The organism is Peptoniphilus pacaensis, from assembly GCF_900088125.1.
In the GTDB taxonomy this organism is placed as follows: domain Bacteria; phylum Bacillota; class Clostridia; order Tissierellales; family Peptoniphilaceae; genus Aedoeadaptatus; species Aedoeadaptatus pacaensis.
Map to the genome: position 1 here is coordinate 506,597 of NZ_FLQT01000003.1, position 25,419 is coordinate 532,015.

At 46.5% G+C, this 25,419-nt stretch carries 23 protein-coding genes, 1 tRNA gene and 1 other RNA gene; 4 read left to right on the top strand and 21 right to left on the bottom strand.

Features of this window, described 5'->3' with window-relative positions:
- Positions 1-44: 44 nt before the first annotated feature.
- From BN7444_RS02450 to BN7444_RS02490, 8 genes are all read right to left on the bottom strand, one after another.
- Positions 45-3,536 (bottom strand): stalk domain-containing protein, encoded by a 3,492-nt coding sequence (locus BN7444_RS02450; protein WP_068455281.1) that lies wholly within the window; start codon positions 3,534-3,536, stop codon positions 45-47.
- A gap of 59 nt (positions 3,537-3,595) precedes the next feature.
- A complete protein-coding gene (locus BN7444_RS02455) occupies positions 3,596-4,096 on the bottom strand; it encodes a hypothetical protein (RefSeq protein ID WP_068455284.1) in 501 nt (166 codons plus the stop codon).
- Positions 4,097-4,104: 8 nt separating this feature from the next.
- Complete coding sequence (locus BN7444_RS02460; protein WP_068455287.1) at positions 4,105-4,416, bottom strand: hypothetical protein; 312 nt, start codon at positions 4,414-4,416, stop codon at positions 4,105-4,107.
- A gap of 467 nt (positions 4,417-4,883) precedes the next feature.
- Positions 4,884-5,465, bottom strand: a complete 582-nt coding sequence (locus BN7444_RS02465) for a replicative helicase loader/inhibitor (RefSeq protein ID WP_068455290.1) — start codon at positions 5,463-5,465, stop codon at positions 4,884-4,886.
- Entirely contained in the window at positions 5,462-6,454 is a 993-nt protein-coding gene (locus BN7444_RS02470) for a hypothetical protein (protein WP_068455293.1), read from the bottom strand. The genes BN7444_RS02465 and BN7444_RS02470 overlap by 4 nt, the downstream gene beginning before the upstream one ends.
- A 14-nt stretch (positions 6,455-6,468) precedes the next feature.
- Complete coding sequence (locus tag BN7444_RS02475) at positions 6,469-6,789, bottom strand: hypothetical protein (RefSeq protein WP_068455296.1); 321 nt, start codon at positions 6,787-6,789, stop codon at positions 6,469-6,471.
- 191 nt (positions 6,790-6,980) lie between these two features.
- Positions 6,981-7,226: a helix-turn-helix domain-containing protein gene (locus BN7444_RS02485; protein ID WP_068455302.1), complete on the bottom strand. Its 246-nt coding sequence runs from the start codon at positions 7,224-7,226 to the stop codon at positions 6,981-6,983.
- A gap of 119 nt (positions 7,227-7,345) precedes the next feature.
- Positions 7,346-7,561: a helix-turn-helix domain-containing protein gene (locus BN7444_RS02490; RefSeq protein ID WP_068455305.1), complete on the bottom strand. Its 216-nt coding sequence runs from the start codon at positions 7,559-7,561 to the stop codon at positions 7,346-7,348.
- Positions 7,562-7,724: 163 nt separating this feature from the next.
- Here BN7444_RS02490 and lexA point away from each other — a divergent pair, with 163 nt between their 5' ends.
- Together lexA and BN7444_RS02500 are read left to right on the top strand one after the other, a co-directional pair.
- On the top strand, positions 7,725-8,357 hold the full coding sequence (lexA, locus tag BN7444_RS02495; protein WP_068455308.1) for a transcriptional repressor LexA: 633 nt from the start codon (positions 7,725-7,727) through the stop codon (positions 8,355-8,357).
- A 153-nt stretch (positions 8,358-8,510) separates the two neighbouring features.
- The gene (locus tag BN7444_RS02500; RefSeq protein WP_068455311.1) at positions 8,511-9,677 is read left to right on the top strand and encodes a tyrosine-type recombinase/integrase; all 1,167 of its coding nucleotides are present in this window, start codon (positions 8,511-8,513) and stop codon (positions 9,675-9,677) included.
- Between the two features lie 139 nt (positions 9,678-9,816).
- Here the strand turns inward: BN7444_RS02500 and ssrA are convergent.
- The 6 genes from ssrA to BN7444_RS02530 all read right to left on the bottom strand — a co-directional run bounded on the left by ssrA (position 9,817) and on the right by BN7444_RS02530 (position 15,816).
- Positions 9,817-10,167: a transfer-messenger RNA gene (gene ssrA / locus BN7444_RS02505) on the bottom strand.
- A gap of 83 nt (positions 10,168-10,250) precedes the next feature.
- Complete coding sequence (locus BN7444_RS02510) at positions 10,251-12,011, bottom strand: ABC transporter ATP-binding protein (RefSeq protein WP_068455314.1); 1,761 nt, start codon at positions 12,009-12,011, stop codon at positions 10,251-10,253.
- Between the two features lie 16 nt (positions 12,012-12,027).
- Positions 12,028-12,822: a TraX family protein gene (locus tag BN7444_RS02515; protein ID WP_068455319.1), complete on the bottom strand. Its 795-nt coding sequence runs from the start codon at positions 12,820-12,822 to the stop codon at positions 12,028-12,030.
- A complete protein-coding gene (locus BN7444_RS02520; protein ID WP_068455322.1) occupies positions 12,815-13,996 on the bottom strand; it encodes a cation diffusion facilitator family transporter in 1,182 nt (393 codons plus the stop codon). Before BN7444_RS02520 ends, BN7444_RS02515 begins: the two co-directional genes overlap by 8 nt.
- A gap of 11 nt (positions 13,997-14,007) precedes the next feature.
- Positions 14,008-15,258, bottom strand: a complete 1,251-nt coding sequence (locus BN7444_RS02525; protein WP_068455326.1) for a hemolysin family protein — start codon at positions 15,256-15,258, stop codon at positions 14,008-14,010.
- A complete protein-coding gene (locus tag BN7444_RS02530) occupies positions 15,259-15,816 on the bottom strand; it encodes a DUF2140 family protein (RefSeq protein WP_068455328.1) in 558 nt (185 codons plus the stop codon).
- Positions 15,817-15,909: 93 nt separating this feature from the next.
- On the opposite strand from BN7444_RS02530, the gene sppA reads away from it, so the two are divergent.
- Together sppA and BN7444_RS02540 are read left to right on the top strand one after the other, a co-directional pair.
- Positions 15,910-16,923, top strand: a complete 1,014-nt coding sequence (gene sppA / locus BN7444_RS02535) for a signal peptide peptidase SppA (protein ID WP_218016003.1) — start codon at positions 15,910-15,912, stop codon at positions 16,921-16,923.
- A complete protein-coding gene (locus BN7444_RS02540) occupies positions 16,923-17,645 on the top strand; it encodes an RDD family protein (protein WP_068455332.1) in 723 nt (240 codons plus the stop codon). The genes sppA and BN7444_RS02540 overlap by 1 nt, the downstream gene beginning before the upstream one ends.
- A 102-nt stretch (positions 17,646-17,747) precedes the next feature.
- Here BN7444_RS02540 and BN7444_RS02545 read toward each other — a convergent pair.
- The 7 genes from BN7444_RS02545 to ppk1 all read right to left on the bottom strand — a co-directional run bounded on the left by BN7444_RS02545 (position 17,748) and on the right by ppk1 (position 25,419).
- Positions 17,748-17,823 (bottom strand) — tRNA-Thr (locus BN7444_RS02545).
- Positions 17,824-17,865: 42 nt separating this feature from the next.
- Entirely contained in the window at positions 17,866-19,533 is a 1,668-nt protein-coding gene (locus tag BN7444_RS02550) for a potassium/proton antiporter (protein WP_068455334.1), read from the bottom strand.
- Entirely contained in the window at positions 19,530-20,000 is a 471-nt protein-coding gene (locus tag BN7444_RS02555) for a methylated-DNA--[protein]-cysteine S-methyltransferase (RefSeq protein WP_082941228.1), read from the bottom strand. The genes BN7444_RS02550 and BN7444_RS02555 overlap by 4 nt, the downstream gene beginning before the upstream one ends.
- A 13-nt stretch (positions 20,001-20,013) precedes the next feature.
- Positions 20,014-20,964, bottom strand: a complete 951-nt coding sequence (locus tag BN7444_RS02560) for an SGNH/GDSL hydrolase family protein (protein ID WP_068455337.1) — start codon at positions 20,962-20,964, stop codon at positions 20,014-20,016.
- A 12-nt stretch (positions 20,965-20,976) separates the two neighbouring features.
- Positions 20,977-22,425 carry an MBOAT family O-acyltransferase gene (locus BN7444_RS02565; RefSeq protein ID WP_068455340.1) on the bottom strand — a complete coding sequence of 483 codons (1,449 nt, stop codon included), beginning with the start codon at positions 22,423-22,425 and terminating at the stop codon, positions 20,977-20,979.
- Between the two features lie 218 nt (positions 22,426-22,643).
- Positions 22,644-23,105, bottom strand: coding sequence for an IS200/IS605 family transposase (gene tnpA, locus BN7444_RS02570; protein ID WP_068455343.1), 462 nt, complete (start codon positions 23,103-23,105; stop codon positions 22,644-22,646).
- A gap of 169 nt (positions 23,106-23,274) precedes the next feature.
- Positions 23,275-25,419: a polyphosphate kinase 1 gene (ppk1, locus tag BN7444_RS02575; protein WP_068455347.1), complete on the bottom strand. Its 2,145-nt coding sequence runs from the start codon at positions 25,417-25,419 to the stop codon at positions 23,275-23,277.

The following is a 25,419-nucleotide window of genomic DNA, read 5'->3' on the forward strand; positions in this document are numbered from 1 at the left end:
AGTAAAAGAATAGGAAGAGGGAATATCCCCCTTCCCATCAAGTACTATCTTGCAATGTGAACGGTAACCGTTCTATTGTCTTTGTTCCACTCAATGTCTTGGTTAATACCGTCATCGGTATTGCCATTGGTTACTTCGAATACTTTCGAAATATCTGTTAGCGGTACAAAGATTCTGTCTTGTACGATTTCAGGCTTCGCAGAAAGTTCTACCGATTTTCCGCCTACCTTAATGGTCTTACCTTCGTCGATATTGATTTTTGCTTCCATACCGTCTTTGGTGAAGGTAGCAGTTCTTGTTCCATGATCCCACTTAACATCGGCACCTAGTACATTTGCTACATACCGGAGCGGTAACATAGTTCTGCTGTTGCGAATAAAGGGGCTAACGTCCATTTTGTAGATCTTAGTATCTTTATTCGTTGCTTGTGCATATTTGTTGGAGTCAATCATAAAGACATATTTTAATGCAGTGTATTCGCCGTCTTTACTAATTGTTTCCTCTTCGATCAAGGTTCCGCCAATTGCTTTTTCTACCTTGTTGATAAAGTCTTTTAAGGATTTGATATTTTTGCCGAGCAACCCATTGATATGCTTGTCGTCGAAAATAAAGTTTTCGTAAGGTTTCAAGGTTTCTTTTAAATCCTTGATTGCTTGTTTTACTTCATCATCTTTAGCATCTTTTTTGGCGAAAATATCTTTAGCCTTCTTAATAGCTTCATCGAGTTTTTTGTTTTCTTGTTCGCTTAGGCGTTTACGATCGACTTTATCCGATCTATCAAGTTCTTTCTTCAGTTCTTTTTTAAGTTCAGAAAGGTTAGAATCGTGATTTGCTTTTGCTTCTTCACGCAGTTTAGATAGCTCTTTATCTTTTTCAGCACTTGCTGTTTTTTCAGTTTTCAGGCTGTCTTGAAGTTTTTTAACTTCATCGGCAAGTTTTGCATTATCAGCTTTTGCTTGTGCTAATGCTTCTTCAGCTTTCTTTAAAGCGCTTGCGTCAACGGACTTACCGTCGATCAAGTCTTTAATTTTTGCTTCAAGGTCTTTTACATTACCTTCTAGCTTTTTAGCGTTTGCTTCGAGTTCAGCAATCTTAGCTTCTTTTTCGGCAAGTTCTTTTGCTAAACCTTCTTTTTCTTTATTCAAGGCGTCTTTTGCGTCGTTGTTGTCTTTAATTGCTTTTTCTAACTCTGCGATCTTAGCGGTGTCTTGATTACCTTTTGCTTTTTCGTCGGCAAGTTGTTTTTCAAGGTCTTTACCTTTCGCATCTCTGCCGGCAATTTGATCATTTAGTGCTGCAATTTTGTCAGCAAGTTCTTTCTTGAGGTTATCAAGATTAGATTTGGAATCTAATAGATTTTTATTAGCTTCTTCTAAATCCTTTTTCATTTCATCGAGCTTTGCTTGCAGTGCTTTAATGAGTTCGGATTGGCTTCCGACTTTATCATTCAACTTACCGATTTCGGCTTCTTTTTCTGCAATTGCTTTTTCTAATGCGCTAAGGTTATCTGCGAGCTTTTGATTTTCTGCTTTTGCCTTTTCTAATTGATCTTGGAGAGCTTTCATAGTTTCGGCATCAACAGCTTTACCACTAATTAGATCTTTAATTTTTGCTTCCAGGTCTTTTACATTACCTTCTAGCTTTTTAGCGTTTGCTTCAAGTTCAGCAATTTTAGCTTCTTTGTCAGCGAGTTCTTTTGCTAAACCTTCTTTTTCCTTATTCAAGGCGTCTTTTGCGTCGTTGTTATCTTTGATCGCTTTTTCAAGTTCAGCAATCTTCGTGGCGTCTTGATCGCCTTTTGCTTTTTCGTCGGCAAGTTGCTTTTCAAGATCTTTACCTTTAGCGTCTTTATCTGCAATTTGACCGTTAAGATCAGTGATCTTGGCTTCTAATTCTTTTTTAAGATTTTCTAAGTCGTTTTTAGACTTGGCAAGCTCTTTGTTTGCTGCTTCTAAATTACCTTTCAGCCCATTGAGCTTTTCTTGCAGTTGCTTAATGACTTCGTCAAGATCGCCAATTTGCTTATTGAGTTTGTCAATCTCAGCCTTCTTGTCATTAATTGCTTTTTCAAGTTCGGCAATCTTAGCCGTGTCTTGTTCGCCTTTTGCTTTTTCAGCAGCCAGTTGTTCCTCAAGTTTGCTAAGTTCGCCTTTTTTGGCGTTCAGTTGATCTTCAAGGCTCTTAATTTCAGCATTTAGGTCTTTTACTTTTACAGTAACAGCTTGACCGTCTTCGCTAACGGTAATGTCATCAGTAGAGAGCAACTTAAAGCCGAAGAGTTCAGGAATGTCGGCTAATTTAATTTTACTTCCGGATTCAGCGGACATTTCTTTTGTAGCTACCGTTTTACCGGATTCGTCAACGTAGTTAAGAGTAACTTTAACAGCTGTTTCCTTTACATTAACCGTTACGTCATAGTCTTTACTTAACTCTTTAAATTCGACAGGTACGTCTACTTCTTTTGTTGTTTGATCTTTAAATGTGATCTTTGCCTTCGCATTTTTAGTTTCTGCCGGCAAGATTACAGTAATAGACCCCGTTTGTTTTCCAACTTTACTGGTGTCAACGGCAGTTTTTTCTACAATCTTGACACCTGCTTTAGGATTAGTAACCGCTTGAGTTAAGTCTGCCTTTTCGCCGGGCTTAACTGTTAATTCCTTAATTTCAGGAGTATAAGCGGTACGCTCAGGCTTCGAGACGATATCTACCTTAGCACCTTCAGGAAGGTTCTCAATGGCTCCTTTAATATCGTCGTCGCTTTCTGATTTCGCTGTATTAACAGTCGGATCAGTCGGTGCCTCACCTTTTAAAACATACCAGAATCCATCTTTTTCACCATTGTTAGGATAGGTTCCTTTAGGAGCAGTAACATCTTCGATATAGTTAGATTTCGAATACACCTCTTCTGCCCCTACAATTCGATATAAATCTCCCAAATATTCAGCATTTGGACTACTCTTAGATACTGTTACTCTTCCATTTTTTATAACTTCAACTTGACTTATATCAGCTAAAACAAAGGAATGCATTCTAATTTCTGGAGAAAAATAGTCTCCCTTTGGATAAGCGTCGTTGTCAACAATATAATCTGCACCAGTTGTATAAAGTGTACTTGGCAGTTCACCACTAACTGGACCACCGTAACTTGCTTCAAAGTACTTTTGATATGGTTGAGATAGTTTTACCATATTTCCAGGCACAATAGTGGCTTTTAAATATCCATCAACTTTAATACCCGGAAAACCGCCTCCTATTTCCCCAATGCCTTTATATACTCCATAGTTTCCATTAGTAGCAAATGATCGGATGTCTCCCAGTTTAGGTTCTCCGGACTCTGTTTTACTTACATTATATTTTCCCCATATATACTGTTTTGATTGATTGTGAAGAGGTCCTCCATTCTTGTTTGTACCTGACTCTACCTTTGCTCCTTGATTAGCTCCTTGAGCAAAACTTTGAATAGGTAAGCTCGGTGCAAGCATTAATCCCGCAAGTGCTAAACTAAGTGCTTTCTTTCGTGTAATTTTTTTCACCATTATTATTTCCTCCTTGGATAGTTAACTAATATTTATAATAAAAGGCTTTCGCCTGAGTTTTAGTTTCGATCCATTCCTCGGTCTTTTTGTTTTAACTTATCTTCTCTACTATTAGCTGCTTTTTCTCGTAATTCATCACGAATTTCTTTAGCAGCATTATAGCGTTCTTTATAAGGTTTCCTGTCGCCTTCACGCTCTCGTTTAGCCTCTAAACCTTGATATGTCCTTTTTAGAACCTGATCGACTTGTTTAGTGTCTTTAGCGTGAAAGTACAGTCGAAACTTTTCATCATCAATAGGTGCAACGGCAAATTGAATGCCTTCCTTATCACAGGCTTTTACTAACTCTTCTTGTAAATCTGTAGAGATAACCTGTTCTTGATCAAGTTGACCATTCATTTTCTGTCGTTCCTTCCATATTTTCATGTCGTCATACGTGGCTTTTTGTACTGGCGATGAACTGATATTTGTAAAAAGCTTTCTTGATAAATCCAGAAAAAACATTACTTTACGTCTATCATGCACACTATCAGCTAAGCCTTCTTGTATGCCCATTCCCATGAGATCACCTACCTACGAGTTATAATTTGATTTTCTTGCTGCCAACTATCGATTGTTCTTTTGACAGCAAGTAGGAAATCTTCCCACATTTCATCAGGATCGTCATATGAAGCAAAGTCTATGCCGACGGTTCCTAATGCTTTTTCGTAAATTTCAGGATCAACATCATTCCACGAGTTCTTTAATTCAACTTCACGAATAAACTCATTTGCGGAAAGAGGTTGCCATTCTTCATAGTCCATTCCTTTAAACGATACGCACCACTCCTTTGGGTCTTTCGCATTCTTAAAAACACGGTCTAACAAAAAATCATTAATCATCTAAATTCACCCTTCTTACGTCGAGCAATAGAAAAGCATTAGCTTTCCTCACCCTTTATGCTATACGGACAAAACGGACAGAACGGACAAAAATCGGACGAAACGGACAAATTTAAAAATACCTTTTAATGTAGCGGTCGTGTATTTTACGGGCATAGCTTTCATCACTACTCCCCATTTCTCCGGATATCCGCTTCCAACTAGATTTGTCGATATATCGTCTTGTAAAAACATAGCGGACTCGATCGTCCTCGATTGTCGATATAAATGACTCTATTTTATAAAGCGAATCGACTGATTTATTCAGCCTTTGTGTTAATAGCTTTTTCAAAGCAGTCGTGTAGTCTGATTGAGTTTCCCTACCACGAATTGTTATGTGCATTTTCTGAAAAGGAAACGAGCTATTCGAACCGACGACAGTATCTGTAACCTCTGCGTCGAGATTATCTAGTCGTTCAGAAAGTAATTTAATTTCCCGCTTTAAACAGTGATACTGGCTTAATTGATCTTTCGTTAATGTTAAGTTCGGCAAAATCCTTGCTCCTTTCCTCATAACGTAAGCCGACCGGTAAACGCATAAAGCGTTCGTCTGCTTCTTGTTTTTCTTCCATGCTCTGATAGATCATTCTAAAGTTCGCTCTTTCCTGAGCGATATTTTGTGATAGGCAGCAATTTTGAAATCCTAATCTTCTAGCAGCTTCTGCCGTCATAGAATCTTCAGATTGTAGCCAATTCATAGCTTCAATTTCACGAGACGCACCAAACCGCTGTATTGCTCTCTGGACTAGGTGCCACGCCTCAGACCAATCTTTATTCGGTAAAGATTTAGGACTGCACAACTCATAAATATCGCTAATTGCCGGCGGATACCTCTCGGTATTAATCCAAAACTCAATAGCGAGTCTTCTTTTTTCAGAATCCAGTACCGACAATTTTCGATGCCACAATTCCATTATGGCGTGATCTGTCAAAAATTTATATTGCGGATAAGCCGCTTTTAGCACACTTAAACATTCCGCTACAGCCCTGTCGTCATCACTAATTGTCATGACACACCTCCACGCCACTCATAAAAGTCTGCCACCTCATCGACAACTGTCTTGGGCGTGTTAACCGTGCCATTATTTTGATGAACCGGTAATATTCTTTTCCAACCGTTCACCATGGATTGCTTTAGAACAGCGATCATTTCTTTTTCCGATGAGCCGATTGTCTTTAGCTCCTCAAGAAATATTGGCAATATAGACGGAGTTATAGCAGCACCTAACTCTTTTCGATAAGCAATAAAGTTAAATAATGCGTCCTGGAGTTCAAAGTTTGAGGTAAAGAAAAATACGAGATTCGTAATTTCATTGTCATCTGATTCCTCGTTTTTTTCGACTGAATTAAATTTTTGACTTCCCCCGGCGATTTCTTTATTGGGGTTATTTATACTATGTTTTAGATTAATACTTTCTTTATCTCTACTTTCTTTATTATATAAAGCAGTCTTTTTGACTGATCTGGTCATTCCGTTTAACTGATTTGGTAATTCAGTTTGACTGATCTGATCATTCGCTTTGACTGATCTGGTCATTCCTTTTGACTGATCTGGTAATTCATCTTGACTGTATGAATCCTCTGAGCAGTCATTTTGAAGACCCTGTTCATTCATTTTGACTTCATCATTTTGTGGCACTGGATCCTCTGGAGCTTGTTCATTTTCACCAAAAACTATTTTTTCGATTGCGTCGTAGTGAAGCTTTAAATATCTCCTTTGTGGAAAACCGTCGAACTTGACTGAAAGTATTCCCATATCTTCAAATTCTTTAAGTAGCCTGTATTGCTTCGATTGCGAGAAACCGGACATGTTTTCTATTGAGCTGACTGTTTGATAAAACCAACCCTCATCGTCGCCTTTTTTAGAAAACATCTCTTCTCCTTCAGCAAGAATGCTAAGAAGATAGGCTCTGTCTAATCCGAGAACTTTCAAAACTTTACGATTAATCGCAATAAATCCTGACCACCCAAGAAGAAGTTGTTTTAGGCTATTTTGCATATACAAGATCCTCCTTAAAAAACGAAAGATCTTTCTAATTCTTCCGCAAACTCTATAAGATCATCAGGCTGTTTACAGTGCAAGAATCTCCACTCTCGAAATTCCTTTGTTGAAATCAATCCGTATTCAACAGCTTCATTTATCGTGGCTAAAGCATCTGAATAGCTTTCGTACCACTTATAAACGTTATAGTCATCTGTATAAAACCACGTTTTACTTTCTCCGGGCATCATAATCTTTTCGACCGAATCATCAATTATTAGTCTCTCAATAGTAACGTCACCATAATCGATTGAATCCCAGTTTATTAAGTCATTTAAACAATATGCTTTCATATGACTTCCTCCAATTCATTCAAAGTCCTCCGGCACATGTCACGTGTCTCAATAAGGCTCTTTATAATATCTTCATTCCAATTGCATTTGCACTTGTCGTTAAGGGCGAGATCGACAGCGAAAATAACGCTAACCAGTTTTAGTCTTATATAGTTCGCTCTTTCTTTTGAGGTTACTACCATAGCCAACCACTATCTTTCCAAGTAGTCATTTAGAGCTTTTTTCGTGATAATTCTCTTTTGTGGTGTCACTTGCTTATAATCAAGTTCTCCACTTTCCATGAGGCGGTATAGCTGAGTCCTTCCGATACCGCTATATCTAGCAGCTTCTTTTACGGACAAACCATATTTGTTATTTTCAACTAATAGATTTTCTATATTTTGTAATTGCTTTTTAACTTCATTAAATCCAACGTCATTCAATGTAACTGCTTCCATATTTAACTCCTTATTTGTCGTTGTTTAGCATAAAACAACATAGTGATTTAACAATAATTTCAACTCGGTAACGCCAAAAAAGAATTAAGAAAAATGTACATCTTATTTTGCAATCCGTTCTATATATCGAACTTTTGCAGTAAAAAATATTCTGTCACATCAGAAATACCTAAAATGTAGGATATCTTTAGGATTTCACTTGTTTTAAACTCTGTTAAACCATTTAATTTATTGGACAGTGTACTTACAGGAATTCCTGTATTTTTAGACAACGAACGAATGGTAAATCCCTTTTCAGCCATTAGTCCTTTTAATTTATTGTAGGATACTTCCATAATATTTCCTCCTTTGGACAGTTCTATATCTCGAACATGCATTTATATTAGCAATGCTATAATTAAATGTCAACCTATATTTCGAACTTTTTTCTTTTTATTACGTGCAACGATTGAAATTTCGAACACCCTTTGATAGACTATATGTACAGGAGGTTGTTAGATGAAAAAACAAGAAAATCTAAAAAACTTTGGTGCCAGAGTTAAAAAGGCTAGGCTCTCCAAAGACTGGTCTCAGGAAGAACTCGCTAATAAACTTGGTACTAGTAAAAGTGTTATCTCCGGATATGAGTCTGGACGTAATGATCCAGCATACTCTATGGCACTTAAAATAGCCGAGAAATTAAATGTTTCTATAAACTGGCTCTTCTATGGCAATGAAGACTTTAATAATATTACTAATGCCATAAATCCACCTTCCACGAAGCAATACCCTTTAATAGGAACCATTGCTGCAGGTGTACCAGTTTTAGCTGAAGAGAATATAGAAGAATATATTAGCCTAGATAAAAAAATCAACGCCGATTTTTGTCTTAGAGTCTCTGGTGACTCAATGGTGCTTTCTTACATTTTTGATGGTGATATAGTCTTTATTAGGCAGCAACCTGACGTCGAAAATGGCGAAATCGCTGCTGTTCTTATCGATGACTCTGCGACATTGAAGAAGGTCTACAAGCATGGAAATGATGTAGTTGAACTTCGAGCAGAAAACCCAAAGTATAAACCTATGCTTTTTGATAACCACTCAAACATTTCAATTATTGGTAAAGCTGTTTATAAATTAAGTAAGATATAACTGATTTATAGTAAGTAAATAAAAAAGCCTCCAGTCGACTGACTGGAGGCAAGCACCTTCGCATGAAGGTACTGGTGACACATTTATCTTATCATGCGAAAGTGCCTATATCAAGATTTGTAAGACTTTACTTTCTAGATATGAGGTGACATTATGAAAAAAATCAAAAGAGCCAATGGTGACGGAAGTATCTGGACAGAAATACGCAATGGACGAGTTTATTATCGTGGAGCTGCCACAATTGAAGTAGATAATAATGGTAAAGCAATTAGAAAAACCGTCGGCGGGTATGATCGTCAAACAGTCGTCAAAAAGCTACGAGAATTTCAGGTCTTAGCAGATAAAAATATTCTTATCGAACCTTCAGATGAAGTTTTCGCAGACTATTTTAAACACTGGATCTTTTCTTCCAAAAAAGAAAAAATTATGCCAACAAGTTTTCAAAAATATGAAACGGAATATAGATTACGAATTAAAAATTCTACACTTGCTAAAATCAAAATGAAAGACTTAAAAGCAACTCACCTACAATACCACTTTGATGATTTACAAAAAAAATATCCACTCCCCACAATACAAAAAAACTATAGAATTATAAAGCATTGTCTTGACTTCGCAATGAATCATGAAGATATTTATAAAAATCCTATTGCCTCAGTCATGATACCGAAACGCAATTCGAAAATAAAGAAGCGATCTATGCCTATGACGGCAGAACAACAAAAAAAATTTGTTTCCAATTTAAAAAACACTTCTCTAGATAATTTCATTTATATGTCGCTTGCTACTGGTGGTCGTCTTGCCGAAATTACAGCACTAACTTGGGAAGACTATACTGGACACTCTATTATAATCAATAAACAATATAGAAAAAGTGCTGAGATTAAGGAAAATGGAGAAAAAACCTGGCACAGAGAAATAAGCGTTCCCAAAAGCGATACCAGTATACGAGAAATACCGGTTACAGATACTACTATAAAAATGTTAGATCGCCAAAAGGAAATTACCTTAAATTTAAAACGGGACTCTGACCATTTTATAGACCGGAATTTAATCTTCCCAGACGATAAGGGAAATTATATTGAAAGCAAGCGTCCCACAAGAAGAGTTAAAACAATTTGCGAAAGTATCAATCTACCTACTTTTACATTCCATGAGCTTCGCCATAGTTATGCTACTAGGCTTTATGAACAAGGCGTTCCTGTTCGAACTATTCAATTGCTGTTGGGACATTATGATATACGAACAACGGAAATTTATGTAACAGTATTAGATGATTCTAAAAAATCGGCAGTCGATTTATTAGACGGCATTATATGAAACTATGCTTTCAGTGTGCAACGGAGTGTGCAACCGGTCGGGATTATTTAAGACAAAATGAAAGCCATTTGCAATTCCGAAAACAGCAAATGGCTTAAATATGCGGTTTCAAGATTATTTGAAACCGTTTGAAATGGTATGGTGGAGACGGCGGGGGTCGAACCCGCGTCCGAGAACTCTTCCACCGAGGTTTCTCCAAGCTCAGTTTTTCTTTAAATTTCCCTTAGAGCGGTAAGAAAAACAAAAGGCCGCTAAAAGGTAGCTTCATTAATTCCGGCATCGGGGCAAAGCTTGACCGACGACGTTTCACCACTGATTTGACACTTCCCTAAGCCGTGGTCCTCTTAGTTCCGTGGGTAGCGTAGTTTACGCTGCCAGTGCTAAATTATTTTCGTTAGCATTTAATTTTTTGAGCCATTTTTACGTTGCCTGACTCATCAACGGCTTGCTACCTCGGGTTCCGAATCCCCGTCGAAGCCATTTCGTCCCCGTAGGTATCTTCTAGCCTATCGTTTTTGGCGCCCAATGTCAATTCTATCGGCAAAAAAGACCCGGCGGGTGCCGAGCCTTTGCTTATTCTGCCGATTCGAAATTTTCCACCAAGTCGCCGCCCTTGGTGTAAAGGTAGTAGTACAGGCCTTTCTTCGCCATAAGGGCGCGGTGATCGCCCTGTTCCACAATGCCTCTATCCTTCTCCATGACGAGGATGGTATCCGCCGCTTCCACGGTGGAGAGGCGGTGGGCGATGGTGATGGTGGTGCGCCCTTTGGTCAGCTCGTCCAATGAGTTTTGGATGATCATTTCGCTTTCGTTATCCAGAGCCGAGGTGGCCTCGTCCAAAATCAGGATGGCCGGATTTTTCAAGAAGACCCGGGCGATGGAGATCCGCTGTTTCTGTCCGCCGGAAAGCTTCACGCCCTTCTCCCCTACGTGGGTCTTAAAGCCCTTTTCCAAAGCCATGATGAAGTCGTAGGCATTGGCCAGCTTCGCCGCCTCCATAACCTCAGCGTCGGTAGCGTCGGGGCGGCCGTAGCGAATATTTTCCATGATATTCGTGTTAAAGAGATACACGTCCTGTTGCACCATGCCGATGTGGTTGCGCAGGCTTTCCAGTTTTAGATCCCGCACGTCGTGACCATCCACCTTCACCGCGCCTCGATCCACGTCATAGAAGCGGGGAATGAGATTGCAGATGGTGGTCTTGCCCGCGCCGGAGGGGCCGACGAGGGCCACGTTTTCGCCGGGGGCGACGTGAAGGCTGAAATCCTTCAGCACTTGGGTCTTGCCTTCGTAGGCGAAGTCCACGGAGTCGAAGAGGATGTCCCCTTCGGGATTTTTTAATTCCGCGGCGTCTTTCTTGTCCTTGATTTCGCTTTCGATGGACATAATATCACGGAAGCGCTCGATGCCCGTGGTGCCCTTTTGGAAGGTTTCAGTGAAGTCGATGATGCGGCGCACGGAAGCCACCATGGTAGTGACATACATTATATAGACGATCATGTCCCCGGGGAGGATTTCCCCGGCCATCATGCATCGGCCGCCGGCGATGATGACGATCAGGTACATGATACCGTCGAAGTTTCGCGTCACGGCGTTAAAGCCCGCCATAGCCTTGTAGTATTCCCGCTTGGTTTCCAAGAAGCGTTGGTTTTCGTTTTCGAAGCGCTCCTTCTCCATGTCTTCGTTGGCGAAGGATTTCGTCACCCGTATGCCGGAGATGGAATCTTCGATGGTGGCGTTTAAATCCCCCATCATGGCCCGCTGCTTCCGCTGAGCGGCGAGCATGCGCAGGCGAAATTTTCGCGCCGCAATGAGCATAAGGGGAATCATGAGATAGAGGATCAGGGTGAGCTTCAAATGAACCGACGCCAGGATCAGGAAGGTCGCCGTCACTTTTACCAGGAAGATAAAGTATTCTTCCGGGGCGTGGTGGGAAAATTCCGTAATGTCGAATAGGTCGTTGGTGATGCGGCTCATGATCTGGCCCACCTGGGTATCGTTGTAGAAGGATGCGCTCAGGGTCTGCAGGTGATTGTACACGTCCCGGCGCATGTCTTTTTCGATCTTCGCCCCCATCATGTGGCCGATATTGGTCATGTAGTAGGCGGCCACGATTTCCACGGCCTTAATGGCGAAAAACAATATGGCCAGCCGCCCGATGAGGCCCGGGGTGATCAGGTGAATATCTTTCGAACCCAGATTGGTCATGTGGCGCAGAATCACCGGCAGGACGATTTCCGTCACAGTGGTGAATCCCGCGCAGAGCAGGTCGGTAAATAATATGCCTTTGTAATTTGCAAAATAGGGTTTGACCACGTCAAACTTTTTAAACAAGAATGAACTCCTTTCGTTATATCCAAAGAGACAGCAGGTAAAGGGCCAAGAGATGGGCGGGATAGAAAATATAGAAGAACCAGCGCCCGCCTCTGCCCCGCTTGCCGTTGTACTGATAGATCAGGGGCAGGGACAGATAGACCGTGCCGTAAAGGGGCGCCTCGAATAAAAAGGCGATAAGGCCCATGAGCATGGTGCGGCGGCGGTTGTTAAAGACCAGAAAAAATAAAACCATGGCCACGATGCCGCTGGCGCCGTAATCGAATCTTAAAAATTCCGCGATGACGGCCGTGGCGATAAAGGTGCAGGTGGCCACAAGGCGCTTCCGCTTGCCCTCGCCGTCGAGGATTTTTTTCATGGCCGCGATGGTAATGGCTCCCAGGGCCAATTCAAAGAATACATTTTGATGGTCCCAATAAAAAACCTGGCCGAAGAGCCCCAAGTCGAAGGGCACTTCGGAAAGAAAAGCGAAGAGCAAGAGCCGCTGAATTTGTTTTTTAAAGTCCCCGCTGAGCAACACGCCCTGGACGAGAAAAAAGCAGAAGATGGGAAAGGCGATGCGCCCGGCCAAAGTCGCGATGGTGGCGAGAAGGCTCGCCGTCGGAATGCCCCACAAAACGGGAATCCCCCACGACGTCGTAACGCCCGTCGGCATAAAGCCCAGGCTGTTTAATGCCACGCCCTGGCTCAGGTGGTCGAAAAACATCAACACACAGGCGATCATCTTCAGGGCGTTGCCGGAAAGGCCCTTTTCCCTGTGCCACGAGGCCAGAAGGCTTTCCCTTGCCTCCGGCGTCAGGAGTCTATTCATCCTTCGCCTCCAAAAGATCCTGATAGTCCATGTCGTAGATGGCGATAAGGGCGTATTCGGGATGGTCCTTTTCCACCTTCCACTTTAATTCGGCGTCGATGTGCTTTGCCTTGCCCTCTAAATCCATGGGCATGAGCACGTCGAAAATTAAATTCAAGCCGTCCTTGCGGCCGACGATGCGAAAATCGTGGAGATCCAGGCGGGAATCTATTTCCCTGAGCTTCTTCTTCACGTAATCGTAGAGGGCGTTGCTCCGGGGATCGTCGATACGAATGGGATCGATGTGGATCGTCGCATCCATATGGTACTTGGCGGCAATGTGCCGCTCGATTTCGTCGATGTCCTGATGAATTTTCATGACATCGTCTTCGCTGTTGACCTCCACGTGGAGGGTGAGGAATTGATTGTCGGCGCCGTAATCGTGATACATCATGTCGTGAACGCCGAGGGCCACGGGGAAGCTCTTAATATCCTTCATAATGGCGCGGATCAACTCGGGATCGGTCTTGCGACCCAAAAGGGAATCCACGGTCTCCATTAAGCTTTCCCAGCCGCTTTTTAAGATGATGCCCGCCACGAGAAGGCCCATCCATCCGTCGATGTTCAACGAAAAAAAGTGATAGACCGCGAGGGACAGAAGCACCGCCGCCGTGGCGAAGACGTCGCCCCGCGCGTCGTAGCCCGTGGCCACGAGAAGTTCCGAATCCATGGCCTCGCCTAAGGCCACATTGTAGCGGTACAAAAACACCTTGCCCGCCATGGCAAAGATCAGTGCCCCCACGGCGAGTTTCGACGTTTCCATGACCTCGGGGTGAATGATGGTCTTCCCCGATTCCCATAACAAACTGAGCCCGGTCCAAATAATGATCAGGCTCACGAGAAAAGAGGCCAAATACTCCATGCGGGCGTGGCCGTAGGGATGGTTTCTGTCCGCCGGCATGGCGGCCAGGTGAAAGCCCCCCAGGGCGATGACGGAGCTCATCAGGTCCATGACATTGTTCAGGCCGTCGGCGATCATGGAGATGGCGCCTGCCAAGGTGCCTAAGACGATTTTCGACAGGGCAAAGATAAAGTTTAATACGATGCCCAATACCGCCGCTTCTCTCCCCATGGCGGTGCGCCGCGCCTGATCCTTGGGATCGGGCAATTTCTTTTGAATCAGTTTATCCAGCATAGTTCCCTCGCCTAAGCGTCGGTTCTTAAATCCATCTTCAATTTCGTCATCTTCAGGCCCTGCATTTCGTTCACCGTAAAGAGAATGTCGCCGTAGCGCACCACTTCCCCCTGCTTGGGAATGCGGTCCAAAAGCTCGATGACGAAGCCGCCGATGGAGTCGGATTTTTCGCTTTCCAAATTCATGTGGAAGTAGTCGTTGATCTCGTCGATCCTGAGCTCCGGATCCACGAGGTAGACGCCGTTTTCCAGAAGAATCACGTCGGTGCTTTCCAAATCGTACTCGTCGTCGATATTGCCCACGAGCTCTTCCAAAATATCTTCCATGGTGATTATGCCGCTGGTGCCGGCGTACTCGTCCACCACCACGGCGATGGAAAGATTACGCGCCTTCAGCTCGCGGAAAATGCGATCGGCCACGGCGCTTTCGCCGATAAAGTAGGCGTCGCGGAGAATTTCTCTCAGGTGAATCGCCTCCCCTTGAGCCAAGAGGCGCACCACATCTTTCATGTATAGGATGCCGATAATGTGGTCGATGGAATCTTCGTAGACGGGAATGCGGCTGTAGCGATTGTCCTTCAGCAGCTCAAAGATTTCCTCTTCCGTAGCCTCCACATCCAGCGCCACCACGGAAGTGCGGGGCTTCATCATGTCCGAAGCCGTGGCGGAAGAAAAGTCCAGCACATTGTCGATATAGGCCCGCTCTTCCCGCTGCAGCACCCCTTCCTCTTCTCCCACTTCTACCAGGGTTTTAAATTCTTCCTCGGTAATGGTGGGGGAATCGTCCACATTGGAAAAAAGCAGCTTGGTCATGAGATTGGTAAAGGCCGAGAGGAGAAAGACCAGGGGCGTAAAGAGCGTGGTGAGCCGGCTAATGGACTTCGCCACCTTGCGGCTGATCATTTCCGGCTGCTGTTGGGCGGCGGTTTTCGGCAGCACTTCGCCGAAGATCAAGACCAAAATGGTCATGACCACCGTGGCCACCACCGGGCCGCTGGCGCCCAAGAGTTGGGTGAAAAACACCGTGGCCACCGCCGAGGAGGCGATGTTGACGATGTTGTTGCCGATTAAAATACTGGACAGCACGTCCTGGGGCTTTTCCAAAAGTTTTAAAACGGTCAAACTTTTATTGTCCCCGTCGGCGGCGCGCTGACGCAGGCGAATTTGATTCACCGAAGTGAGGGCCGTTTCCGACGAAGAGAAAAAACCCGATAGAGCAATTAATATTGCGACGACCGGTATATATATCCAAATATCTTCCATTTACTTCGCTCCCAAATTTCCTTCAAATACGTAGCGGTCATTCTTTACATCCAGTACCTTCGCCCGCAAGGTGCCCATATGCTCGGGCATAAAGGCGTTGGGATCCAGGACGATTTCTTTTTGTGCCGGCACCAACTTGAGCCCCTCCACATTCACGGAGGCTTGGGCCAGAGAAAGGGCCGCTCCTTCGGGGAGCAGGAGGCTTCCCAAATTCAAACGCTCCACCTTCATGTGCACCGTGCCGTCTTTATAGGCGACGGGATTCGTCTTTAAGACCAGTTCACTCCGCATGCCGTAAGCCTCCACGGGTATGCGGAAATAAAAGCCGTCGGCGACCGAAAAACGAATATCGCTTCCGCTTCTTTCCAAGCCTTCGCGCATGGCGCTCTCCAAGGCTTCTCTCGTCAGGCTCACTTCGTAATTGGATTTTTCATTTATAACGATCTCTTCTTCCTTCGGCCGTTCCTTGGGGCGGGACAAAATAAACAGGCCCACGAGAACGATGATGTTCACGGCCAGAAGCAAAAGAAAAGCAATTTTCCACGAGGAATTGTGCATGGTACGCTCCTGTGTTATGATTTTTTTGTACGCATTCGTACTAGAGATATCATACTATAATATGAAAAACAATTGTAGCAGTAAGGAGGATTTATGCTTGAAAAAATGAATACGAGACGGTGGATTGCCGTAGGCATCGCCGTGTTGATCCTGGGGATCAGCGCCCTTTCAAGCGGCATCAGCGAAAATCTCAATCGCGAAGCGCGCATGAGAAAGCTGGAAGATTCCCTGAAAGATGCCGTCAGCGGCATGAACGAAGAAGTGGTGGAAGAAGGAGATGCCGACAAGCGCATCGCCGTCATTACCGTGGATGGCGCCATTATGAATGTGCCTCAGGCCTCCTTCCTCACCGAAGCCTACGATCATCAGGCCACACTGAACGCCTTGGACAATGTTTTAGAAGACGACACCATTAAAGGCGTGCTCCTGAAGGTAAACTCCCCCGGCGGCGGCGTCTACGAAAGCGCCGAGCTGCACAAGCGGGTGAAGGCCATTGTCGACGCGAAAAAGCCCGTCTACGTGTCCATGGGCGATACGGCGGCCAGCGGCGGCTATTATATTTCCGCCCCGGCGACGAAAATTTTCGCCGCCCCCTCCACCCTCACCGGCTCCATCGGCGTCATTATGGGAGGAACCAATATTTCCGGCCTCATGGAAAAATTCGGCATCGCCGATCAAACCATTAAGAGCGCCGCTCACAAGGACATCGGCAGCAACACCCGCCCCATGACCGAGGAAGAACGGGCCATTTTGCAAAGCGTGGTGGACGATCTCTACGGGGAATTTTTAAACGTGGTTTCCCAAGGCCGCCACATGGATATGGCCAAGCTTCGTCCCTTGGCCGACGGCAGAGTCTTTACAGGCAAGCAGGCCAAGGCCCAAGGCCTGGTAGACGAGCTGGGCTATCCGGAAGACGCCTTGGCGGCGCTGAAAAAAGCCATTAAGGTAGACGAGCCCGAAGTCTTTAACTACACCACGGGCCTGGGAGACAATTTCTTCGCCTCCCTCTTCAGCCAAAAGGCTTCGCAAAACGAAGCGGCGGCCAATCTCGTGCTGAAAGCCCTCGCCGACAACGACCGGCCCATGTACCTCTACGGAGGTGAATAATGAAAGACCAACACTACGATCCTTTTTCCGAAAAGAAAAAAGGCCTCTTTCATAAAAAAGAGACCGACGAAAAAGAAATGTCCGTAAATGACGAAGGGATCGAAAAAATTTCCGAGCCGATCATCGATAAGGCGGATGAAAAAATTTCCGAGCCGATTATCGAAACGACGAAAGCGGAAAAGCCCTTCGAAGAAAATTTCTCTGAAGGCCCCGAACCGAAGGCGGATATCGCCAAGGCGCCTCTACGTCGACGCAAGTATCCCGTCTCCGCCATGGTCTCGGCGGGCTTTTGGATTCGCACCGTGGCCTTTTTAATCGATGCCGCCGTCGCCGCGGCCTTTGCCTCGATCTTCGCCTCGCCTATTACCGCCTTCTTCCTCACGGATGGAAGCTTGGCCGCCAAAGCCATCAGCGGTTTCTTCTTCTACCTGTACTTCGTTCTTTCCACCTACCTGACCAACGGTCAGACCTTGGGAAAAATGATGACGGGGATTCGCGTCATTCATCCCGACGAGCCGCGCCTCTCTTTGACCACCGTCGTCATTCGAGAAGGCTTTTGCCGCCTGATCCAAACCACCTTCCTTCTGCTCTACGTCATCACCGCCTTCTCCGAAAGGAAACAAAACCTCGGCGACTTCCTTTCCGACACCTTCGTCGTGAAAGACGCCCTCTACGTGGTGGAGAAAGACGAAGGCGATCTCTTTTACGCCTACGAAAACTAAATCGTGACATGAAAAAACTGCGGACAAGGTCGCCGCAGTTTTTTTGCGCCCTCGTTTAGAAAAGGGCATAAAAAAAAGACCGCCATTCGGCGATCTTCTTTGTGGAGCTATCGACGGGACTTGAACCTGCGACCTCTACATTACCAATGTAGTGCTCTACCGGCTGAGCTACGATAGCATCTCAATACCTATATGATTATAGGCGAGAGATTGTCTTTTGTCAAGGGCGAATTCGTTTCTTTTTTAATCGCCGGGATTCCGCCTCTTCGGTCCCGGAAATATCCTTGCCCTCCTCGTCGAAGATTTCGTCTTCGTTGTCGGTATAGACCACCTTGTCCCCGGCACAGAGCACGGTCTGGCCCGAGGGCACGAGAATGTTTTGATCCCGCTGCACGATGAGGATCAGCTCCGAAGGCTTAAAGTCGATGTCCATAATCCGCTTGCCCTCCCAGGGGTGGTGCTTGCGGATGGTGAACTCTTCCAGATTGCCCCCCACTTCGTCGAAGTGGCTCTTGCCGCCGATGACGGCCACGTCGCCTTTTTCCAGCACCGTGTTGCCGTGGGGCACGATGGTCCTGCCCTTTCTCACGATTTTCGCCACGATAAAGTCGAAGGTCAAATTTAAGTCCTTCACCGACGTGCCGATGAGCTCTTCGTCGTGAATATGGGTTTCCAAAAAGCCGATGTCGCTTCGGTCTTGGTAGTAGTTAAAGGTCTTGAGCACCGTGTCGTTGGGATCCAGCATGTCCATTTTCTTCACCACCCAAGGGAGCAGGGAGCCTTGAATCAGGCTGGAGACGATACACAGGGCGAAGACGGCGTGAAAGAGATCCCCTTCCAGGGGCGCGCCGCTGTTAATGACCATAATGGCAAAGGCGATGGCCGCCGCTCCCCGCAGGCCGGCCCAGCAGAGAACCACATTTTGCTTCACCGTGGATTTAAAAAAGGCCATGACGCTGAAGACGGCCACGGGACGGGCCACGAAGATCATAAATAGGGTGACGATGAATCCGATGGGCAGCCAATGGACGAGGGTGGGCAGATCGGAAAGAAAGCCGATGAGAAAGAACAGGCTGATCTGCATAATTTCCGTCAGACCGTCGAAGAAGAACACCACTTCCCGCTTGCCCATGTACTCCTGATTGCCGACGATGATGCCGAAGAGGTAGGCGGCCAAATAGCCGTTGCCGTCCAGGACGCCGGTAAGGGCGTAGGTGCCCAAAGCCATGGCGAAGACGTAAATGGTAAACAGCCCTTCTTTACGAAAGTTCACATGCTCCGTTATAAAAAAGAAGATGCGAGTCATGAGAAAGCCGATGACGAGGGCAAAGCCGATTTGTTTTGCCACCAACAGGGGAATGGAAATGTCCGAGCCCAGGAGTATGCTCAAGAAGATCATGGTCATGGTGTAGGCCGTCGGGTCGTTGGAGCCGCTCTCCAGTTCCAGCAAGGGGGCGGAGCGATACTTCAGGTTCAGATTTTTGCTCTGCAGCACCGATGAGACCGAGGCGTAATCCGTGGAGCCGACGACGGCACCGAAGAGCATGGATTCGATCATGGAAAAGTGCAGGACGTAATGGACGAAGAGCCCGGTGACCAGGGCGGTGATCACCACGCCCAAACAACTTAATATGACGGCGGGCTTCAGGACGGGAATGCCCATTTCCAGCTTGGTACCGTAGCCCCCGTAGAACATAATGATGAACAGGGCGAAGGAGGCGTAGCGCTCCATAAAGTCGAAATTTTGAAAGTCCAGCCCCAGGGAGGCGGCGCCGATGCCGAGAATGAAAAATAACAGCAGGGCGGGGATCCCGTATTTATGGGAGACGCGAATGGCAAAGAGGGCCAATATAAAAACGATGGAGACAAAAAGCAAGAGTTGATTCACGACACAGCTCCTTCAAATGCTAAGAGGGCGATCTTTTTTTCGTCGCCGCCGGTGTAGCGGCCCGGCTCGCCGTTTTGACGGATCACGCGGTGACAGGGCACGACGATGATGTGGGGATTTTTCGACAGGGCGGTTCCCACGGCGCGGGCGGCACCTGGCGATCCCGCGGCTCGGGCCAGCTCGCCGTAGCTTGCGGTCTCGCCGAAGGGAATCTTCATCGCCTCGTCGTAGACCCTCTGGGCAAAGGCGGAGGGCGCCTTCTTCAGGGGCAGGTCGAAGGTCTTCCGCTTGCCGGAAAAATACTCCCTGAGCTCCCTTACCGCCCGCTCGCACAAGGCATTGCCGCAGGATGCGTGGGCTTCGCCTGTAAAATCGATGGAAAGAATCCGCTCATCGTCGGCGGTGATTTTTATTCTGCCCACCGGCGTTTCGACGAAAGCCTCGAAAATCGGCTCTTGAATTTGCATTTTCTCCCCGTTTCTATTTTATGCCGTCTAAAAGAATCTCCGGCTTCGACCACAAGGTGCGATTGAATTTTATCGCGCCCGCTTCGTTTAAGTGGTAGCCGTCGTAAAAATCCTCCCGCTCGAGCCCCGCCGCGGATTTCAATTCGTTGAGATCCACGAAGGGAATGGCGGATTCTTTCGCAAAGGCTTTTACATCCTCGATGGAAGCCTTATACATATTCTCTTTATACGTCGGCGTCTTCACCAAAATAAATCGAATGCCCCTGTCGTCGCAGTACTTTTTCATTTTCAAAAGTATGGCCTTGTCCGACCGGCGCATATGGCGCAGAAAATCTTTCGAACTGAAATGCTCCCCTCCTGCCGCAAAATCCTCGCTTTGCCCTTGAAGGGCCACGTGGCCTCTCAGCGGATCCTTGTAGTCTTCCGGCCGCACGTTGTAATCCTCGTCTTTTAATTCCGACCAGCGGCTATGGTATTTTATTAAGGGAAAGAGGGCCTGGGGCCAAAGCTTGCGAGGCGCCGCATTCACCACCATGGCCAGTTTATTAAAGCTGAAGGGCAAGGGATCCGAATAGGAATGGACGACGCCTTCCTCGCCGTAATCCCCGTCGTAAATACAGGTCATGACATCCAGCACCACCGCCTCGGGCTTCTGTGTGCCCACGGCTTCTTTTAAATAATAATAACTGGCGTCCACCGGCTGTTGTTGACTGGCCAGGACATAGGATTTCACGCCGCAAAGCTCTTCGAGAATGTTCGGCGAAAAGGTGCAATAACTGTGGCTGGCGCCTAAAAAGTAAATGGTTCCCCTGTCTTCTTCGTTGTAGAAGCCGCCGATCTTGTTACTCATGTCCCAGGGCGGCTCGAGGGATTTGCGAATACAGATTTGATTGGCGCGGGCCAAGGCGAGGCAGAGGATCGCGCAAAACAAAAGGCATTTCGCCCATGTGATGACTTTTTTCATCCTTTCCGCCTCCTAAAATTGAAAGTAAATAAATTGGCTTTCCGCATAACCCGGACCGTAGACGCCGAAAATAACCGTGGCGAGAATCAAGGACCACAGGATGATCCAGCGCAAAAGAACGGGGCCTCGGGCCACGGCATCCCCGAGTTTCACGCCGCGGTATTTTATCCCGTCCACAACCACAAGCACCGCCATAGCGACGAGGGCGCACACCATGTTCACGTTGCCCAAGGCGGAGTTTGCCAATTGGTTTAAAAATAAATCCCTGCCGTAGTCGCCGGCAAACAAAAGGCGTATGTAGCGAAAGCCCTGTGTAATCGAATCGGCTCGGAAAAAGACAAATGCCGTTACGACCACGACAAAGGTGTAAGCTCGGCCGCCGATCCGTTTGAGCCCGGCGGATTTTTTTCCTTTGCCTATTCCCGTCGCGGCTTCCAGGCAATTGAACAGGCCGTGAATGACGCCCCACAAGACGAAATGCATGGCCGCCCCGTGCCAAAGGCCGGAGACCATAAACACCGCCATCAGATTAAAGAGATGGCGCGGGCGTCCTTTCCTGCTGCCTCCCAGGGGAATATACAAGTAATCGCGAAACCAGGTGGACAGGGAAATGTGCCAGCGCCGCCAAAATTCGCCGATGGATGCGGCCAAGAGAGGCTCTTTGAAATTGTCCATGAGATCGATGCCCAGCACCTTCGCCGAGCCCTTGGCGATGACGGAGTAGGAGTAAAAATCGCAGTAAATCTGAATGGTGAAAAAAACCGCCCCGACGAGGAGCATGAGCCCTCCGTAGGATCCGCTGTCATTAAACACTTCATTGACCAAAATGGCCACCCGATCGGCCAAGACCAGCTTTAGGAAAAAGCCCCAACACATGTAGACGAAGCCTTGGACCATGTTTTCGTAGGAGAAAGTCGCGGGCTTTTTTATTTGAGGCAAAAGATTCGTGGAGCGCTCGATGGGCCCTGCCACCAGTTGGGGAAAAAAGGACACGAAGAGGGCGTAGTCCAACAGATTCCTCTCCGCTTTTAAATCACCCCGATACACGTCCACCGTGTAGCCCAAGGCCTGGAAGGTGTAAAAAGAAATCCCCACGGGAAGGAGAAAGCGAAAACTTAAATCCAGGGTCGTTCCGTTAAATAAGCCGGCCAATCGATTATATGTATTCACGGTAAAGTTCGCGTATTTAAATAAAAAGAGAATGCCCAGATTAATGAGGAAGCAAAAAAACACAAAGGTCTTTTTCCTTCTCTCCTCTTTCGCATCCTCCACGCCTATTCCCGTCACGAAGGTGATCACAATGGACAGCACCATCAGGAGGGTGTACTTTACGTTCCAACAGCTGTAGAAAAATAAACTGGCCGCTAAAAGAAAGCCCTTTTTCGCCCGAGGGGGCAAGAAAAAGTAAAGGGCGACGACGATGGGAAAGAAAAGTAAGTAATTTAGGGAATTAAAAAGCATAGGGCCTCCACATAATTTATCTATTTTATAATAGTACATTCCCCCGTGAAATTCAAAACTTTTCCCTAAATCGGTGGATTGCGCAATCAGAACCACCGGCTTAGCCGGTGGTTTGTCATGCCCCTATAAGGGGCTGTTACCGGCAGCACTCTCGTGCTCTGAATTTCTTCCTCTTGCAACAATTCCCCAGTTGGCGCTAAAGCGCCTGTTCTCATACTTTATTTGACCTGCTGACCCGTAAACGGATCGATGAATTCCTTCATGCTTATCTGATCCGCCATATAATCTTCTTCCAATTGGTTTTTGATGTATTCTTGAATTTTTTTCGCATTTTTTCCCGCAGTATCGACGTAGTATCCTCTACACCAGAAATGCCTATTTCCATATTTGTACTTCAGATTTGCGTGTCTATCAAAAATGATTAAGCTACTTTTCCCTTTTAAGTATCCCATGATTTGAGACACACTATATTTCGGTGGAATTTCCACCAGCATATGTATATGATCCGGACAACACTCCGCTTCGATTATATTTATTCCTTTTCTCTCGCATAGGTCTCTTAATGTTTTTCCTATGTCTTGTTTCAATTTCCCGTATATAACCTGCCGCCTATATTTTGGCGCAAACACGATATGATACTTACAATTCCAACTTGTATGTGCTAAGCTGTTCTTATCCATATGGATACCTCCTTGATATTTTATTGCCGATAACACAATAATTTTATCATAGGAGGTTCTTTTTTTACTTGAAGCTAAAGCTTTTTATGCCTACCACCAGCATAGCTGGTGGTTTATTCATGCTAAAGCGCACAATAAAAATCGACAGGTATCCCTGCCGATTCTCTTCTTATTTGCCCAACAACTTTTTCATCAGGCGGGCGAAAAAGCCGACCGTCTCTTCTCTTTCGCTTCGGATCGCCGCCGGCTTGGCCTCCCCTTCTTTTCTTTCGAAGCGGGCGGCTTCTTCCATAAGATAGTCCTGGGCGATGAAATTTTCCCTGTTCTCCACATGGGCGTAGCGCTTCGAGGGCAAAAGCTCCCTGCGCTTCACATCGTCTTGAAACATGGTGTCCATAAAATCCAGAATCCGCTTTTTGATTTCGGGATCCAGAATCGGGCACGCCACTTCCACCCGCTTCCTGAGGTTCCGCGTCATGAAATCCGCCGAGGAAATGTACACCTCGGCGTCGTCGCCCCGGCCGAATTGGTAGATGCGGTGGTGTTCCAAGAAGCGGCCGACGATGGAATAGACGGAGAGATTTTCCGTGCGCTCGGGCACTTTCGGTACGATGCAGCTGATGCCCCGCACCAGCATGTCCACGGTGACGCCGGCATTGGAGGCTTCGGAAATTTTATCGATCATTTCCCTGTCGGAGATGGAATTCATCTTCAGCCGCACATAGCCTTCTCCCCCGGCCTTCACCTTTTCGATCTCCCGATCTATGGCGGCCTCCACCCCCTCGGGCAAAGTCTTCGGGCTCACCCAAAGGTAATCGTAGCTGCCGTTTAATTCCCCGATAAGGAAATTGTCGAAGAGGCGGTTTACGTCCCTGCCGATGCCTTGATGGGCGGTGATCAGGGCGAAGTCCGAGTAGAGCTTCGCCGTCTTTTCGTTGTAATTGCCCGTGGCGATTTGGGCCATGTACTTGGGCTTGCCGCCGACGACCCGGGTAATGAGCAGCACCTTGGAGTGGCACTTAAATTTGTTGAAGCCGTAGATCACGCGGCAGCCGGCCTTTTCCAGATTCGCCGACCAAAGGATGTTGTTCTCTTCGTCGAAGCGGGCCCGAAGCTCCATTAAAACCAGAACGTCCTTGCCGTTTTCCGCCGCCTCCATAAGCTTTTCCGCCACCATGGAATTTTTCGCGATGCGGTAGAGGGTGATCTTAATGGAGACCACGTCGGGATCCTTGGCCGCCTCGTCCAATAGGCGGATGATGGGATCCATGGATTCGTAGGGATAGGACAGAAGAATGTCCCCCGCCTCCACCCGGGCCATCATGGGCTTGTGCTCGTCTACGTAGCGGCTCATCTTCGGCTCAAAGGGCGGATCCACGCTCTCCGGCCCCATAATCGGCGCCAGCTCATCTACCAAGCCGAAGAGATAGCCCAGTTGCACCGGGCTCTGGGTCACGAAGACCCGGCTTTCGTCTAAAGAGAGTTTGGCGAGAAGCGTGTCCAAGAGATCCCGAGGCGGCATACGATCCAACTCCAGACGCACGGGCACGAGCCGCTTTCTCTTCTTCAGCATCTTTTTCATGTGGGAACGATAGTCCTCGCCGAACTCGTAGTCCTCGTCGTCCCAGTCGATGTCTGCATTGCGCGTGACGCTCATAATAAAGCTGTCTTTCACTTCGTAGGATTCGAAAAGGCCTGCGCCGTATTTTTCGATGACCTTTTCCAGCAAAATGTATTTATTGTTGTCCAGGCGAATGGTTCGATTTAAATTGGGCGGCACCTGAATGATCCCCATGCAACTCACGTCGTCGTCGCCTTTTTTTCTCAGGCGATAGACGATGACGATGCCCAAATTGGGAATATGGGGAAAGGGATGGGTCAAGTCCACGATTTGGTAGCTTAAATAGGGGCTCACCGTGTTCTCGAAATAGGGGCGCAGAATTTTTTCCTCGTGCTCCGTCATTTCCGCACTTTCGATGGCGTAATAGCCCTTGGCCCGGCACTGATCCCTAAGGTCTTCGTAGACGTAATCTTTTTTCTGATACAGGATTCTCACCTGCTCCATAATGGCGGCCAGCTGCTCGTCTTGATCCATCATGGACTTGTTGTCGATGACCCGCTTGTGGAGCATGGAAAGGTCCGTTAAAGAACCCACCCGCACCATGAAAAATTCGTCCAGATTGGAATCGAAAATGGACAGAAATTTCATGCGCTCCAATAAGGGTACCTGCCCGTCCTGAGCTTCGTCCAAGACCCGCTCGTTGAAGCGCAGCCAGGATAATTCGCGATTTTGAGTGAAAGAAATGTCGAACAT